Source organism: Breoghania sp. (assembly GCF_030066895.1).
Lineage (GTDB): Bacteria > Pseudomonadota > Alphaproteobacteria > Rhizobiales > Stappiaceae > Breoghania.
The window spans coordinates 144,586-158,957 of sequence record NZ_JASJAV010000008.1 but is presented as its reverse complement, the minus strand read 5'-3'; the positions used below and the strand labels follow the sequence as shown (position 1 = coordinate 158,957).

The 14,372-nt window shown below is 63.7% G+C and carries 13 protein-coding genes and 1 pseudogene; 2 read left to right on the top strand and 12 right to left on the bottom strand.

Going from position 1 to position 14,372, the window contains the following annotated elements:
- Positions 1-3,925 (top strand): antitoxin (locus QNJ43_RS10840; protein WP_300469871.1); only part of this gene is annotated, 3,925 nt, incomplete at its 5' end.
- Between the two features lie 542 nt (positions 3,926-4,467).
- On the opposite strand, the gene QNJ43_RS10835 is transcribed toward QNJ43_RS10840, so the two are convergent.
- From QNJ43_RS10835 to QNJ43_RS10790, 10 genes are all read right to left on the bottom strand, one after another.
- Positions 4,468-4,671 carry a hypothetical protein gene (locus QNJ43_RS10835; protein WP_300469869.1) on the bottom strand — a complete coding sequence of 68 codons (204 nt, stop codon included), beginning with the start codon at positions 4,669-4,671 and terminating at the stop codon, positions 4,468-4,470.
- On the bottom strand, positions 4,628-5,284 hold the full coding sequence (locus tag QNJ43_RS10830) for a hypothetical protein (RefSeq protein ID WP_300469867.1): 657 nt from the start codon (positions 5,282-5,284) through the stop codon (positions 4,628-4,630). Before QNJ43_RS10830 ends, QNJ43_RS10835 begins: the two co-directional genes overlap by 44 nt.
- Positions 5,278-5,565 (bottom strand): hypothetical protein, encoded by a 288-nt coding sequence (locus QNJ43_RS10825; RefSeq protein ID WP_300469865.1) that lies wholly within the window; start codon positions 5,563-5,565, stop codon positions 5,278-5,280. The genes QNJ43_RS10830 and QNJ43_RS10825 overlap by 7 nt, the downstream gene beginning before the upstream one ends.
- Positions 5,566-5,925: 360 nt before the next feature.
- The gene (locus tag QNJ43_RS10820; protein WP_300469863.1) at positions 5,926-6,714 is read right to left on the bottom strand and encodes an AMP-binding protein; all 789 of its coding nucleotides are present in this window, start codon (positions 6,712-6,714) and stop codon (positions 5,926-5,928) included.
- Entirely contained in the window at positions 6,711-6,833 is a 123-nt protein-coding gene (locus QNJ43_RS10815) for a hypothetical protein (protein WP_300469861.1), read from the bottom strand. The genes QNJ43_RS10820 and QNJ43_RS10815 overlap by 4 nt, the downstream gene beginning before the upstream one ends.
- Before the next feature lie 7 nt (positions 6,834-6,840).
- Positions 6,841-7,416: a nitroreductase family protein gene (locus QNJ43_RS10810; RefSeq protein ID WP_300469859.1), complete on the bottom strand. Its 576-nt coding sequence runs from the start codon at positions 7,414-7,416 to the stop codon at positions 6,841-6,843.
- Positions 7,417-7,651: 235 nt separating this feature from the next.
- Positions 7,652-8,323 carry an ABC-type transport auxiliary lipoprotein family protein gene (locus QNJ43_RS10805; RefSeq protein WP_300469857.1) on the bottom strand — a complete coding sequence of 224 codons (672 nt, stop codon included), beginning with the start codon at positions 8,321-8,323 and terminating at the stop codon, positions 7,652-7,654.
- Between the two features lie 2 nt (positions 8,324-8,325).
- A complete protein-coding gene (locus QNJ43_RS10800) occupies positions 8,326-9,993 on the bottom strand; it encodes an MCE family protein (protein ID WP_300469855.1) in 1,668 nt (555 codons plus the stop codon).
- Positions 9,994-10,201: 208 nt separating this feature from the next.
- Complete coding sequence (locus tag QNJ43_RS10795; RefSeq protein ID WP_300469852.1) at positions 10,202-11,026, bottom strand: ABC transporter ATP-binding protein; 825 nt, start codon at positions 11,024-11,026, stop codon at positions 10,202-10,204.
- Positions 11,027-11,033: 7 nt separating this feature from the next.
- On the bottom strand, positions 11,034-12,179 hold the full coding sequence (locus QNJ43_RS10790; RefSeq protein WP_300469850.1) for an ABC transporter permease: 1,146 nt from the start codon (positions 12,177-12,179) through the stop codon (positions 11,034-11,036).
- A 113-nt stretch (positions 12,180-12,292) separates the two neighbouring features.
- Here QNJ43_RS10790 and dgcA point away from each other — a divergent pair, with 113 nt between their 5' ends.
- A complete protein-coding gene (dgcA, locus tag QNJ43_RS10785; RefSeq protein ID WP_300469893.1) occupies positions 12,293-13,285 on the top strand; it encodes an N-acetyl-D-Glu racemase DgcA in 993 nt (330 codons plus the stop codon).
- 124 nt (positions 13,286-13,409) lie between these two features.
- Here the strand turns inward: dgcA and QNJ43_RS10780 are convergent, their stop codons facing one another.
- Positions 13,410-13,730, bottom strand: coding sequence for an MFS transporter (locus tag QNJ43_RS10780; RefSeq protein WP_300469848.1), 321 nt, complete (start codon positions 13,728-13,730; stop codon positions 13,410-13,412).
- Positions 13,693-14,325 (bottom strand): annotated as a pseudogene (locus QNJ43_RS10775) (MFS transporter). Before QNJ43_RS10775 ends, QNJ43_RS10780 begins: the two are co-directional and overlap by 38 nt.
- Positions 14,326-14,372: the final 47 nt, after the last annotated feature.

Genomic DNA, 14,372 nt, shown 5'->3' with positions numbered 1-14,372 from the left:
CCCCCCCCCCCCCCCCACCAAGGGTGCGGAGATCATCGACACGATCACCAGCCGCACCACCGAGGTTGCGGAGATCCTGCAGGGCACCGGCGAATCCATCGTCGTCGACCTGTCGCTGCGCGGCGGCGAGATCGCGGCCAAGCTAGACAACACCGCAAGCCACCTCACTGAGACCATCACGGTCAAGGGCGGGGACCTCGCCGAACGGCTGGGCTCGATCGGCGAACGCATTCACGAGTCGATCACCGTGGAAGGCAAGGAACTGGACAAGCGTCTGGCCTCGCGCGGTGAGGCGATGGGCGAACTGATCGCCCGCCACGCCGCCGACTTCGACGCGACCGTAGCCTCCGCCACCACCGAGATCAGCGCGGCTCTGGGCGAACGCTCCTACGAGCTGGGCCAGCGCCTGTCGGAGACCGGCACCGAGCTTGCCCGCCTGATGGGCGCGCGCGGGGAAGCCATCGCCACCGACCTCGGCGAGATCGGCGGACGCATCTCCGAGACCCTCGACGTGCGCACCCGCGTGCTGCATGACAGCCTGGCGAGCCGGCTTGCCGAACTCGACAGCCTCATCAATGAGCGCGGCGGCGAGCTGGTCGGGTCCTTCGGCACCCACACCACCGAGCTTTCCAACACCCTGGAAGGCCACCTCGGCGCCTTCGACAACGCATTGGACGAGCGCACCAAGGCGCTCGACGCCGCCCTCACCCAGCACCGCTCCTCCATCGACGGAACGCTGGAGGAGCGCACCGGCGTCATCAACAGCGCTCTGGAACGCCGCATCGGCGCCATGGACCGTGCTCTGGAAGAGCGTACCGAAGCGCTGGAGGCCACGCTGGAAAGCCGCTTCAACACTCTGGACGCCACTCTCGAGAACCGCAGCCTCGCCCTCAACGAGGCCCTGGAGAACCGCACCACGGCGCTGGCCTCCGCTCTGGAATCGAGCAGCACGCAGATTTCGGAAGTTCTGGAGACGAACTCCACCAAGCTCGACGAGACCGTTTCCGGCGCCTCCACGCGCATCGTAGAAACGATGGAGAGCGGCACCGACCGCATCGCGGAGACGCTGGACGCTGGCGGCAATCGCATTGCCGACACGTTCGACGACAAGACTGCGATCGTGTCCGACGTTCTTAAGGCCCGCGCGGACGAGGCCGGAGCGGACTTCAACCGTCGTTCCGAGGAAATCGCCAAGCAGCTTGACGAGCGTTCGCGCGCAATCGGCGACACGATGAGCGAGCGGCTCGAGGCCTTCGACCAGGCGGTCGGCGAACGTATCGATGGGGCGGCCAGCCACATCAACGAGCACTCCGACAAGCTCATCGAGACCATAGGCAACAATATCACGCGCGTCGACCAGGCGCTGGATGCGCGTGCCCGCCAGATCAGCGAAACCCTGATCGCCCGCACCCGCGAGATCGCGGGCGCCTTCGTCGTCGGCCAGAACGAGATGACCGACGCGCTGAACGGTCGGCTGGAAGAAGTCAGCCAGGTGCTTTCGCACCAGACCCAGCAGCTCACCGAAACGCTGTCGGAGCGCATTGCGGAGATCAACGTCTCGCTCGGCTCCAAGGTGTTCGAGGTGGCGGAGACGCTGGACGGACACGCAGGCGAGATCGAGCGCATCCTCAACGACCGTCTGGCCGCCATCACCGGCTCGCTGTCCGAGGAGAGCGAGAAGGCCCGTTCAGTCGTCACCGAAGCCGTGAACCGCGCTTCGGAGATCATGAAGGGCGAAAGCGGCAACGTGCGCGATCTGGTTCTGCAGACCGTGGAACAGGCCGGTCGCTCGATGAACGCCGAAAGCGAGAAGGCCCGCATCATTCTGGAGAAAACCTCCGAGCAGTTGCACGCGCTTGTCTCCGGTCAGTCGGAAAGCCTGCGCGAGCGCGTCACCACCGCGGTCAACGAAGCGGCCCGTCTGCTGACTGATCGCAGCCGCAGCGTGACGGAGGATCTGAAGGTCCAGGCAAGCGACTTCAACCAGACGATAGCCGCACGCTCTTCGGAACTCTCCACCCTTCTGGGCACAGACGGCAACGAACTGGTCAACGCCATCGAGCAGCGCTCGCGCGACCTCACCGGCCGCATGGACGAGATCAATAACGCCATCCTCGATGCAATCACGGTCAAGGGCCGCGACGTTTCGGAGAACATCGCCCGCCAGGGTCTGGAAGCGGCTCGCACCATGACCGCGACCGGCGAGGAAGTCGCCACGAAGATCGAGGCGCGTTCGCGCGATGCGGTGGCGCTTCTGGGCTCCACCAACGATCGTCTGCAGTCCGAGATTGCCGGCATTCTGGACCGTCTCAACCAATCCAACGCGGGTCTTCGCGACGTGCTCTCCCATGCGGGTGAGAACCTTAACGAGATCGAGACCAAGCTCACCCAGCGCGCGGGCGAATTCCACACCGCAGTGGATCGCGCGGTCACGGACACCAACGAGTCCACCGCCATCATCGGCGATCAGGTGGCGGCGCTGCGCACCGTCTCCGGCGCGATGCTGACGGACATCACCGATCTGGCCGACCGCTTCGAGCAGCAGAGCCAGCAGATCACCTCTGCGGCCCGTCAGCTCGACGAGACCCAGCGCACCGTCACCAAGTCGGTGAGCGATCAGGCGACCACGATCGAGAACGCGGCCGAAAGCCTCGTCAACAAGACCGACGCGGTCGACGAGCTGATGCAGAACTTCGCACAGCTCCTGGCCGGCACGCTGTCGAGCGCCGACGACAAGGCCCGCGCCGTCGTCAACCTACTCGGCCGCACCACCGACGCCGCGACGCAGACCCTGACCGACCAGCTCGCCACCCTAGAAGAAACCGCGTCGTCCCACGGCGACAAGGCCCGCAAGGCCGTTCAGGCCGCCCAGACGCAGCTCGTCGAAGAGGTCGGCCGCGCGGTCGGCGAGGCATCCGAGCGCTTCAACGAGGCAACGGCCCGCATGCGCGACGTTGCCCGCGAAGTGCAGCGCGAACTGGAAGCGACCCGTGCCGATCTCAAGCGCGGCGTCCTCGATCTGCCGGAAGAGATGCAGGAATCCACCGCAACCATGCGCAAGGTAGTTTCCGAGCAAATCCGGGCACTCAACGAGCTGTCGGAAATCGTCGCGCGTCAGTCCAATGCGCTCGACACCTCCACACCGCAGCACAAGGCCCAACCTACTCAGGCACAGCAGCACGCCCCGCGCCCGGCTCCGATGGATCCGTCGACCGCCTCGCGCTGGCATGCCCCGCAGCAACCCGCCGCCAAGGCTCAGGCCCCGGCTCCCGCTCAGGCTCCGGCCAAGCAGCAGCCACAGGCCCAGGCGCCTGCCGCCCCACGTCCGCAGCCTCAGCAGGCCGCGCCGCGTCGTGCCGCACCGACCCGCTCCGAACAGCCGCGCGGTGGCCAGAAGAGCGCTCCCGTGCAGGGTCCGGCCCAGGGGCCTGCTCAGGGTCAGTTCAAGGGCTGGGTGTCCGACCTGCTCCGCCGCGCCTCGGAAGACGATCAGTCGCACGAGACTCAGGAACAGGCACCGGCCGCGCACCGTGACCGTTCCGCACCTGCGGGCCGCGGCAACGGCGGCCGCTCGCAGCTTCACATGGTTGAATCGCTGAACTCTCTGTCGATGGATATCGCACGCGCCATCGACCACGAAACCTTCATCGATCTGTGGGACCACTACCGTGCGGGCGAACGCAACGTCTTCACGCGCCGCCTCTACACGCTGCAGGGTCAGCAGACCTTCGACGAGATCCGCTCCAAGTATCATCGCGATCCGGAGTTCCGTGCCGCGGTCGACCGGTACATCGAGGATTTCGAGGCGCTGCTTGCCCAGGTCTCCCAGAACGACCGGGACAACATGCTGAGCGAGACCTACATGTCGTCGGACACGGGCAAGGTTTACACCATGCTCGCCCACGCCAGCGGCCGCCTCGACTAAGACGCGGCAATCACCGAACAAGAAAAGGGCGCGTCCGAGGACGCACCCTTTTTGTTATGTCTCGCGATACCAATGCCCAATCGCTGTGATAGCTGCGTCTACCCAGACAATCGGCCACAAACACAATTGTCATCCCCGCGCAGGCAGGGGCCCAGTAACCACTGGATCAGGTTGTGGCGCGAGAACCGCAAACGTCTCTGGAATGCTGGATCCCCCGCCTGCGCGGGGATGACAGTCGGGGGGCAAGACGTGCCCCGTCCCAACAGGCTTTCGTGATGGTTCGGCAACGGTCGGACCCCAAGTCCCACAGGGCGCCATCGCAAGACTGAGCACCGAAACCCAAAGAGAGCCGCACCTCCCGCACTCCCCTTTCCGTCGTCATCCCCCGGCTTCGTCCGAGGTATCCAGCCTTCTCCGGATATGCCGCTGCCTGCTGGATTACCCGGACTGCGCCGGGTAATGACGATGGAGGGAGCAGTGGTGAGCCTTGGCGCTCAGAAGCCGTCGCAAACACCCGGCCCTGCGCGCTCGACGCCCCAACCTCACGCGCGCAGCAACAGCGCCGAGCCGATACCGCCTGCGGCCGCGATCGCGCACAGGTCGGTGCCGCCGTGTCGCCCGAGTTCATGGTAGAGCCTGCAAGCGAGGATCGTGCCCAAGGCTCCGAACGGATGACCACGCGCGCGAGTACCGCCACCGAGATTAATCTTTTCCGTGGAAAGACCGGCCCCGCGCAGGCAGGCCATGGCCTGCGCCGCATAGGCCTCCATCAGTTCCAAGGCCAACACGCATCCGCGCTGATCCCCTCCCCCTCCAGAACCCGTTTGACGGCCCGGACAGGTGCAATTCCCGACAGAGTGCTCTCCCCGCCCGCATTCGCGCACTGAACAATCTCCGCCGCCCGCCATTCAGGGTGAGCGCGAAGGACATCGTCGCCGACCACGAGACAGAACGCGGCCGCATCCGCCTCGACCGCCGTCGCCGCGACATGACGGAACCGGAAACGATCGGCGTGCGCGCGGCAAGCTTCAGCTTCAGCGCGCGGGTGAACATGTCATGGTCGATGCCCGCAAGCGGCACGATCTCGCCCGCCAGCCGCGCGCGCGCGGCAAGGGCGCGGGCATAGCTTTCGACCGCAAAGGCATCCTGTTCCTCGCGCGAGATCCCGTAGTCGTGCGCCAGGACGTCGGCTGCATCCGCCATATCGGGATCACTGTCGGGGAAGAGAGAAAACGGCAGCCGGGTATAGAATTCCGGCTCGCGCCCGTCGGCAAAGGTATGCGCACGCAAGGGGCGCAGCGAAAAGCTTTCCGCCCCGCCCGCCAAAACGATGCGCGCCTGCCCCGCATCGATCAGCACGGCGCCAGGGCAACGGCGTCGAGCCCCCCGGCACATTGCGCATCGATGCTGAGGCCGGAGACATGATCGAGCCCCGCCGCCAGTGCCGCGACTCGCGCGGGATTGCCGCCCCCGCCGAGCGCGTTGGACAGGATGACCTGATTGACCTCTCCACCCTCAAGCCCGACCTCGCCGAGAACGGCCTCGATCACGGGGGCAGCCAGTTCGTGCGGACGCAACGCCTTGAAGCCGCTTCCGCGCGGCACCACAGCCGTTCGACGCGCCGAGACGATGAAGCTCATGCCACCCTCTTTTCCAATGCAGCGAGATCGGGCTTGCCGGAAACCCAGAAGCGGAAACGGGTCGAAAAAAAACGAACCGGCGCGGCACCATTTCCAATCCGAGATCGGCGCGGATCCTCTGCCGCAAGTGCCGTTCCCGGTCCGCATCCTCCGCCCCCTCGATGAAGGCATGGAGGACATTGCCGCGCAACGGATCCTTGACGGCAACGACTGCGCAGGCCGTCTGCCCCAGTTCATCCGCCAGCACCTTCTTGATTTCCTCGGGAAAGACGTTCTTGTCGGCAATCGTCACCATGCGGCTGCGCCGACCGACGAGCCGGAGATATCCCGCCTCGTCCAGATTGCCGAGTTCTCCGACCGTCAGGAACTCGCCGTCGCGGCGCGTCTCGACACTCTCGCCTTCCGCGTATCCTTCGAAGAGATAGGGGGGCTCTTGACCCAGACCTCGCCCACCCCATCGGATATGTTGCGGATCTCGATCGTCACGTCCGGATAGGCGCGCGCCACCAAGCCCTCGGGCGTGTCCTCATCCGATAGGGTGATGAAACTCGTCTCCGACGCGCCGTAGAATTCCCGGAAGATCGCGTTGGGAAAGATCGTCTGCACGCACTCTGCCGTCACCCCGTCGAGCCCCCCGCCGCCGCACAGGATCAACCGCACGCCGGAAAGGACACGGTCGGAGGGTAGCAGCCTCAACTGCGTCGGTGTGGCATAGAGGACAGAGACGCCCACCGCCTCGAGCCGGGCCGCCTGATGGTCGGGCTGCATACCCGTCAGAACCTCGGCGCCCGCGCCCGCATGAAGGGTCTCCAGCAAGCCGTAGAGCGTCAGCGACGCGCCGAGCGTGCCGAACACCGCCGCGCGATCCTCAGCGCCCAGATTGAAGAGATCCCGGTTGACCTCGAAACTGCGCTCCCACGAGGCGTAGATCCGCCGGATGACCTTCGGCTTTCCGCGACTGCCCGAGGTCATGCATTCGATATGTCCCTGCCCGGGCAGCTCCGCGACCCAGGGGGCGCGGTTCAGAACTCGCAGGCTTTGCCCCGCCGCGCGCAACGACAGCAGATGGCGCAGGGATTTAGCCGTTTCGCCCGATGCTTCATTTAACGCAACGCCGCCGCACCGAACGCTCTCAGCCGCGCGCGTCATATCCTAACCTCCTCCTCGAAGCCGCGGAATTCGGCGTAATCAGCAAGCGGCGCCCGCTCCGTGCGGAAACCGTCCACCGTCGCATTCGTATCGGCACGCCCGATCGCGATGCCGCACACGACGAGTTCATCTTCGGGAAGCTTCAGGCAAGCGATGGACAAAACGCCCGTAATTGGCGAAGGCCCCGATCCCGCAACTTGCATAGTCGAGGCTCTTGGCGGCCAGCATCAGCGCGAGGATCGACATGCCCAGATCCATGTAACAGCCCGCTCCCATATCCCGACGGATGGAAACGATGATGCCTACGGGCACATCAAAAAAACGATAATTGGACGCAAACTGCGCCCGGCGACCGGCAATATCGCGCCGCGCGATCCCCAGCGAATTGTAGAGCGCGTATCCGGGCGCCCTCTGCCGGTCTTTCAGAAAGGGCGGCATGGGCTTGGGCAGGTAGCCGTATTCATTCTGTTCGGGGCGTTCGGCCGCCACATGCGGCGCCAGCTCATCGCAAAAGGCCTGCAGGGCCGGATCGCTCAGGACGAAAAAAATGCCTGGGTTGCAGATTGGCGCCTTGCGGGTGGCGGTGAGGATCTCTTCCATGGTGGCGCGCGGAATGCGTTCATCCAGATACTTGCGACAGGAATGCCGGCTTTCCAGAAGCGAAAACAAGGGATGGTCAATTGAGGTCATAAGCTTAGTCACGATAGTGCGTCGAACCGAACGCCGGCAGCGGCTTATATCTCCGAACGGTTTATGCGAACAAGGACAGCCAGGTCATAGCAGATACCCACCGGCCGCGCGCCGGGTCGGGTGCAAGGGTTTCAAGATACGTGAGAGACGCGATTTGCGCGGAGCCCGTCTCCAAGGATGGGCCTCACGCACATCAAAACTCACGCAATTTCCAAAGCACCGCGTCCGCGGTTCAAACCCGCCGGTTTCAGACCCGCCCGAGCGTCCAGGTCACGAGATCGACGAGACACTGGTTGGTGGCGCTGTTGATGGCGGTCACGGCATCGTCCACCGTATCGCCGGAGACGCGCACCTCTGCGCGGAACGTGCGGCTGGCGACCACCTTGCCGTTCCGGTCGTTGATGATCTTGGCGGAAAACGCCACCTGCGCCGTGCGCCTGCCATCGACGGCAAGCTGGAAGGCGCGGATATCGGTGACGATCTGATAGTCGATCAGCAGGCCCTCGCCCGGCTGGCCAACGGCCCGCACGCCCCCGGAATTCTCGAACGCCTCGATCATCTTGGACTGGAGCAGACGCTGAACACGATCGCTCCAGGCCGCCCCGCCGAAATAGCTCATCGCGATCCCGTCGGAGATGACGGCGATATTGTCGGTATCAAGCGCGGCGAGCGTATGGGGCGATGCGATCAGAAGCTGGGCGCGGCTGTGATGGGCCTTGCCGGCGAAATCCGTGGGAGCGCCGAGGGTGTAGATATCGCGCGGAGCAGGCCCGCCGGTCACCGCGGCACACCCGCTCACCGCCGCCGTCAGCAGCGCGCCCACCGCGCCTTGCCGGGCCGCTTTCGCGATCCTCTTGTGCCACATCATGTCGTCCGTCGTCCCCTGTCCGTGCTCCTTGCACGGTGTCGATGAAGCCATCTCTAACGCCGTTTCCATCCGCCCTCATAGACGGGAACACTGTCCCCACCGTAGAGAACCCGACTCGGGTTGCGATCGAAATTGGCAAATACCGTACGAATTTCCACCACGGTCTGCCGTGCTTCCTCGATCAGACTGTCGACGTTGCGCAAGCCCCGGCCGGAAAAGCGGGCCAAGCCCTCGGTGATCGGGCCGATCCGCTCGTTCAGCGTGTCGGCAACCTTTCCCAAGGACCGCGCCGCCTTCGTCGCCTCGACGATCAGCCCCTGCCCGTCGCCTTCCACGTAGCGGTTGACCTTGTCCAGAATGTCGTTGGTCTTGGTGGAGGCGGTATCAAGCTTGCCGGAGATGCTGCGCACATCAGTGATCACCTGATCGATATCGATCTGGCGCTCGCGCACATCCTTGGTGAAGGCCTGAAGATCGGCAGATGCCCCACGCGCATCGGCAATGGCATCCTCGATATTGGTGGCCTGACCCGCGATGCTCGTAGAAACCTTGTCGATGGAGTCGACGATATCGGAGACACGCTGCGAATCAACGGCGGTAACCACCTTACCCACATCGCTCAGCACGCCGTGCGCATCGTCAGCCACGACCGAGAGACGGTCGGCGACTGTGCCCGCGGTGTCGATGAACTTGGAAATGTCCTCAGATTTGGCCGCCACCGTATCGCTGGTCTTGCGCAGATTGGCCGCCACCGCGCGCACATCGGTCACAAGATGGTCGATCTCATCCGCCCGCGCCGCGAGGCGTTCCGTCACAGTCTCCACATTGGTGACGATGGTGCGGATCTTCTGCTCATCTACCAAGGAGATGATCCCGTCGACCTTGGCAAGCTGATCGTTCAGCCCGACGGAAAACTTCGACAACTCGTCGGTGACCTTTTTGGCCCCGGCCGCAACCTGATCCACCTGATCGAGCGCCTTATCGAGCTTGCCCGAGGCGGCGCTGACATTGTCGACGAACTGGAACACCCTGTCCGGATCGACCGCCGCGGCCAGAACCTCCGCCCGATCAACCAGATTTTCCAACCGCCCCGACAGACCGGTGAACGCCTTGATCGCATCGGAAATGCTGGCCATGAACTCCCCGACCCCATCGGAATTCTGAACCAGAGCGTCCGTGAAGGTGGCGATATTGTCGACCGCCCGGCTGACGACCGGCCGTTTTTCGTCGATTATCCCGTTGATGGTGCTGAGCGACTTGTCGGCCTTGGACAGCACGTCGCGCGCGCCTTGCATCAGATCCTGGAAACCGGAACGCTCCGCTATCAGCGTCGGTTCCTTCTCCTCCTTGAGCAGCGCGGGCTTGTCCTTCGAGCCGCCGACGAGTTCCACATAAGCCACTCCGGTCAGGCCGGAAAAGCCCAGCGATGCCTTAGTATCGGAACGAAGCGGGGTATCGTCCTTGATGGCGACGAGCGCGACCACGCGCGTGGGATCGTCCTTCGCAAAGGTGAGATTGGAGACTTCGCCGACACGGATGCCGTTGAAGAAGACCTGACCGCCGACCTCAAGCCCCGTCACCGCGCCGGGAAAAATGACCCGGAGCGTCCGGCGCGAATTGCCCTCGCCCGTCACGGCCAGCCACCAAACGAAGACGAAGGCGGCCACGATCGTCAGAAGAACGACCGATCCGATAGCGATGTAATTTGCCCGGGTTTCCATTCCCGTCCGCTCCTTATGACCCGACCACCCGAAGATGATCCGGTCCCGCTTGCGTTATCGGCGCTTCATTGCCGCGACTTGACGCCCCCACGATGCGACGCAGATCTATATCACACTCATCCCGAGAACGCTCAGGCACCCGTTCGGCGCCAAAGTTGCTCGATTCCACGCACCCGCGACAAGCACAACAACCTCCGGATGTCACCCCTCAGGATACCGTGTCGCGCCGCCGTGCCCCCCGCACGCCGTTGAAATACTCCTGCACCCACGGGTGATCGAAGGCCAGCATGTCCGCCATCGTGTCTTCCACCAGCACCCGCTTTTCAGCCAGAACAGCGATCCGGTCGCAGGTTGAATGCAGGCTGTCGAGATCGTGCGTCACCATATAGACAGTCAGCCCCAGCGTATCGCGCAGCTTGATCGTCAGATCATCGAAGGCCGCGGCCCCGATCGGATCGAGCCCGGAGGTCGGCTCGTCCAGGAAGACGATTTCCGGATCGAGCACCAACGCACGCGCCAGGCTCGCGCGCTTGACCATGCCGCCGGAAAGCTCGGAGGGAAACTTCTCCGCCGCATCGCGCGGCAAACCGACCTGGTCGAGCTTCAAGAGCGCCAGCTCGTCCATCAACCTCTGGCTGAGATGCAGATGCTCGCGCATCGGCACCTGAATGTTCTGCCGGACATTGAGCGAGGAAAACAGCGCGCCTTGCTGGAACAGCACCCCCCAGTTGCGCTCCACATGAGAGCGCTCCTCCTCCGAGGCCTCATCCAGATCGACGCCGAGCACCTCGATGGTTCCCGCACGCTTCGGCGTCAGCCCCAGAATGGCGCGCATTAGAACCGACTTGCCAGTGCCCGACCCGCCGACAAAGCCGAGGATTTCCCCGCGGCGCACGTCGAGATCGAGATCCTTGAGCACGATCACATCGCCAAAGCCGACCGTGACGCCGCGCGCGCGCAAGACGATATCGCGATCCTGCGCGGCGGAGGTCTGCTCAGTGCCGGAGTGGCTGAGATTTGCGGCGGTGCTCATGCTCTCCTCAAATCCCGATCGCGGCGAAGAACATGGCGAACAATCCGTCCGTCACGATGACCATGAAGATCGCCTTCACCACCGAAAGCGTGGTGTGCAATCCCAGCGATTCCGACGAGCCGCGCACCTTGAGCCCTTCCACGCAGGCCACCAACCCGATGATCAGTGCCATGAACGGCGCCTTGACCAGACCAACCATCAGCGTCTGGAAGTCGATCGCCGCGCGCAGATATTGCAGGAATTCCTGAGGATTTATGCCGAGATAGCTCCACGCGACCATAGCGCCGCCGAACAGCGAGGCGAGATCGGCGAAGAAGGACAGCATCGGCAGCGCCAGCATCAGCGCCAGAATGCGCGGCAGCACCAGAACCTCGCCGACACGCAGGCCGATGACGTGCAGGGCGTCGATCTCCTCCTGCATCTTCATGGAGCCGAGTTCGGCGGTAAACGCACTTCCCGAGCGGCCAGCGACCATGATCGCGGTCAGCAGCACGCCGATCTCGCGCAAGACCAGCACGCCAACCAGATCAACCGAATAGCGGTCGGCGCCGAACTGGCGCAGATAAAACCCGCCCTGCTGGGTGATGATCGCGCCGATCAGGAAGCTCATCAGCATGACGATGGACACCGCACCGATGCCCGCGCGGTCGAACTGATGGGCAATGGATACGAGCCGCAGCCGGGAGAGATGGACCAGAATATTGGCGATAACCGCGCCGAGCGTGCCGAGAATGTGCAGCACGGCGACAGCATCCTTGCCCGCCTCTACCACCTGGCGGCCGGTTACCTCGGCAATCCACATCAACGAGATCCGCCGACGGCGCTCCTTCCACGCCAGCGGATGGTGGGTCTCCACGTCTTCCAGCAGAATGCGAAAGCGCTCCGACAACCCATTCAGCCGGACGCGCGCACCCTTGTACTCGCACCGCCCGCGCAACCGGTGAATCAGCCATGCCCCGGCCGTATCGAGCGCATCGACGGCGGACAGATCGATCTCCACCACGAAGGGCGAGCCAAGGTGCACGGTCTGCACCAGCTCCTCCGCGACGTCCGCATGAGCGAGCAACCACGGTCCAAACAACGACAGAAGCGCAGTGCTTCCCGCACGTTGTGATGAAATCGCCGGGACCGCGGAGGTAATTCGATAAGTCATTCGACTGCGAGAATCCGAAGGCAAAAGGACGTGTCAACAATAGCTTATTTGCCTTAACATGTCCGCAAGTAAGAATCCGAATCTTCGGCCTTTTCTCGAAAGCTATGATCAAAATGACACGCAGGCTAACAATTCGACGCGAGGCGTGGCCACTGGCCGGAGCCTTTACGATTTCCAGAGGTAGCCGCACGGAAGCGGTCGTCGTGGTCGTTGAACTCAAGCAAAACGGCCGTATTGGGCGCGGCGAGTGCGTCCCCTATCCCCGCTACGGGGAGACGGTCGAGAACGTGATCACCATGATCCGCGATCACGAGGCGGATCTGACCGCGGGTTTGGAACGCGAGGCGCTGAGGGCCACCATGCCCGCCGGCGCGGCACGCAACGCCATCGATTGCGCGTTGTGGGATCTGGAGGCGAAGCTTTCCGGCATTCCGGTCGTTGAAGCCGCCGGGCTCACCCCGCCCCCGCCCGTCACCACCGCCTACACGATCAGCCTGGGCACGCCCGAGGTGATGTTTGCAGCCGCGCAAAAGGCGAAAGAGCGTCCCTTGCTGAAGGTCAAGCTCGGCGGCGAAGGCGACGAGGAACGGATCGCCGCGGTACGCGAGGTCGCCCCGCAGTCGGTTCTCATCGTCGATGCCAACGAGGCGTGGAACGAGGCGGGCCTGGCGGCCTCCGTTGCCGCCTGTGCGACAGCCGGTGTCGCGCTGATCGAACAGCCCCTGCCCTCAGCCCACGACGATGCGCTACGCGGCACCGATTTTCCCGTGCCCATCTGCGCTGACGAAAGCCTGCATGTGGCCGCCGATCTGGAAAAAATCCGCGACCGATATGACGCCGTCAACATCAAGCTCGACAAGACGGGCGGACTGACGGAAGCGCTGGCGACACTGAAACGGGCGCAGGAACTGAAGTTCAAGGTGATGATCGGCTGCATGGTCGGCACCTCGCTCGCCATGGCTCCCGCGCTCCTGCTGACCGCGGAAGCCGCCTTCGTCGATCTCGATGCCCCGCTCCTGCTCTCCCGGAACCGGGATCCGGGCCTCATCTACGACGGCAGCATCATCCGCGGCTATGACAGCGCCCTGTGGGGCGGGATCGCCTAGGCGACCGACGCCCCGCTTCGCCCGTGCGATGCCGCCGCCGCCAGCAGAACGACCGAAAGCGCGCACGCTGCCGCCATCACCCAGAAGGCATAAGCGGGTTCAATCGCATAGAGCGGCCCGCTGATCAGCGGGCCGAACGCGGTGACGAGCCCGATAAACGTGCCCCCGAGCCCCTGCGCCGTGGCCGCCCGACGGGCCTGGATAGTAGCCGCGATGAACCCACCAATCCCAGATGCGCGGCACCGAAGGTGAAACCGTGCAGGGTCTGCATGGCAAAGACGGCGGCAGGCGCGCTGAGGAGCGGAAACAGCATCCACCTGACGACACCGGCAACCACACCGCAGGCGACCATGGCGAGCGGTGGCAGCTTCATGCCGAGACGCGTCACCATCATGCACAACCCGACCTCAACGATCACGCCGATGACCCAGAAAAACCCGATCATCGTCTCCCCAATGCCGAGCCCACGCCAATAGGCCAATAGAGTGAGCCGAACCCGTAATAGGCGGCATGGCCGTCTTCGAGGTGGTCTCGCCCTGGTTAAGTTCGGGCAGGAAAATCGCCGTCAGTCCGCACACCAGAAAGGCGACGTCCATAGCCTGCGGAACCAGCCCGGAGGACATCACCTCCAACGCCGCGCCCCCGGCCAGAGTCGCCACCATGAATGCGATCGATCCCCACAAGCGCATGCGTCCGTAGTCACCCTGTCCGGCACGGACAGTATCCATCGCATAGGCATCGCTCAGTGGAATGATCGCCGTTTGAAAAATTGCAATGGCAATCATAACGATAGACATTTCAACGAACCCGTCGGCCGACATGAATCAAGCCGCGGTAATACCGGTAATAATGCAAACAATTCATATTGCTGAAGAACGTCGCCCGATCCGATCTGCGATCGCAGCGATTGCGCGTCCCGAAACGATTCGGATCGCAAGCGGCGTGGCCAGAATGAAGCCGATTTCAGCTTCGTTCAGACCGCGATCAGAAAGGAAAATCGCGAAGTAGGGAAGAAACAGTTCCATCGCAAGAAACTGCAAGGTTAAAGAGCAGTCCAACGCGATGTTTGAGTACGAGTGACCCCGGA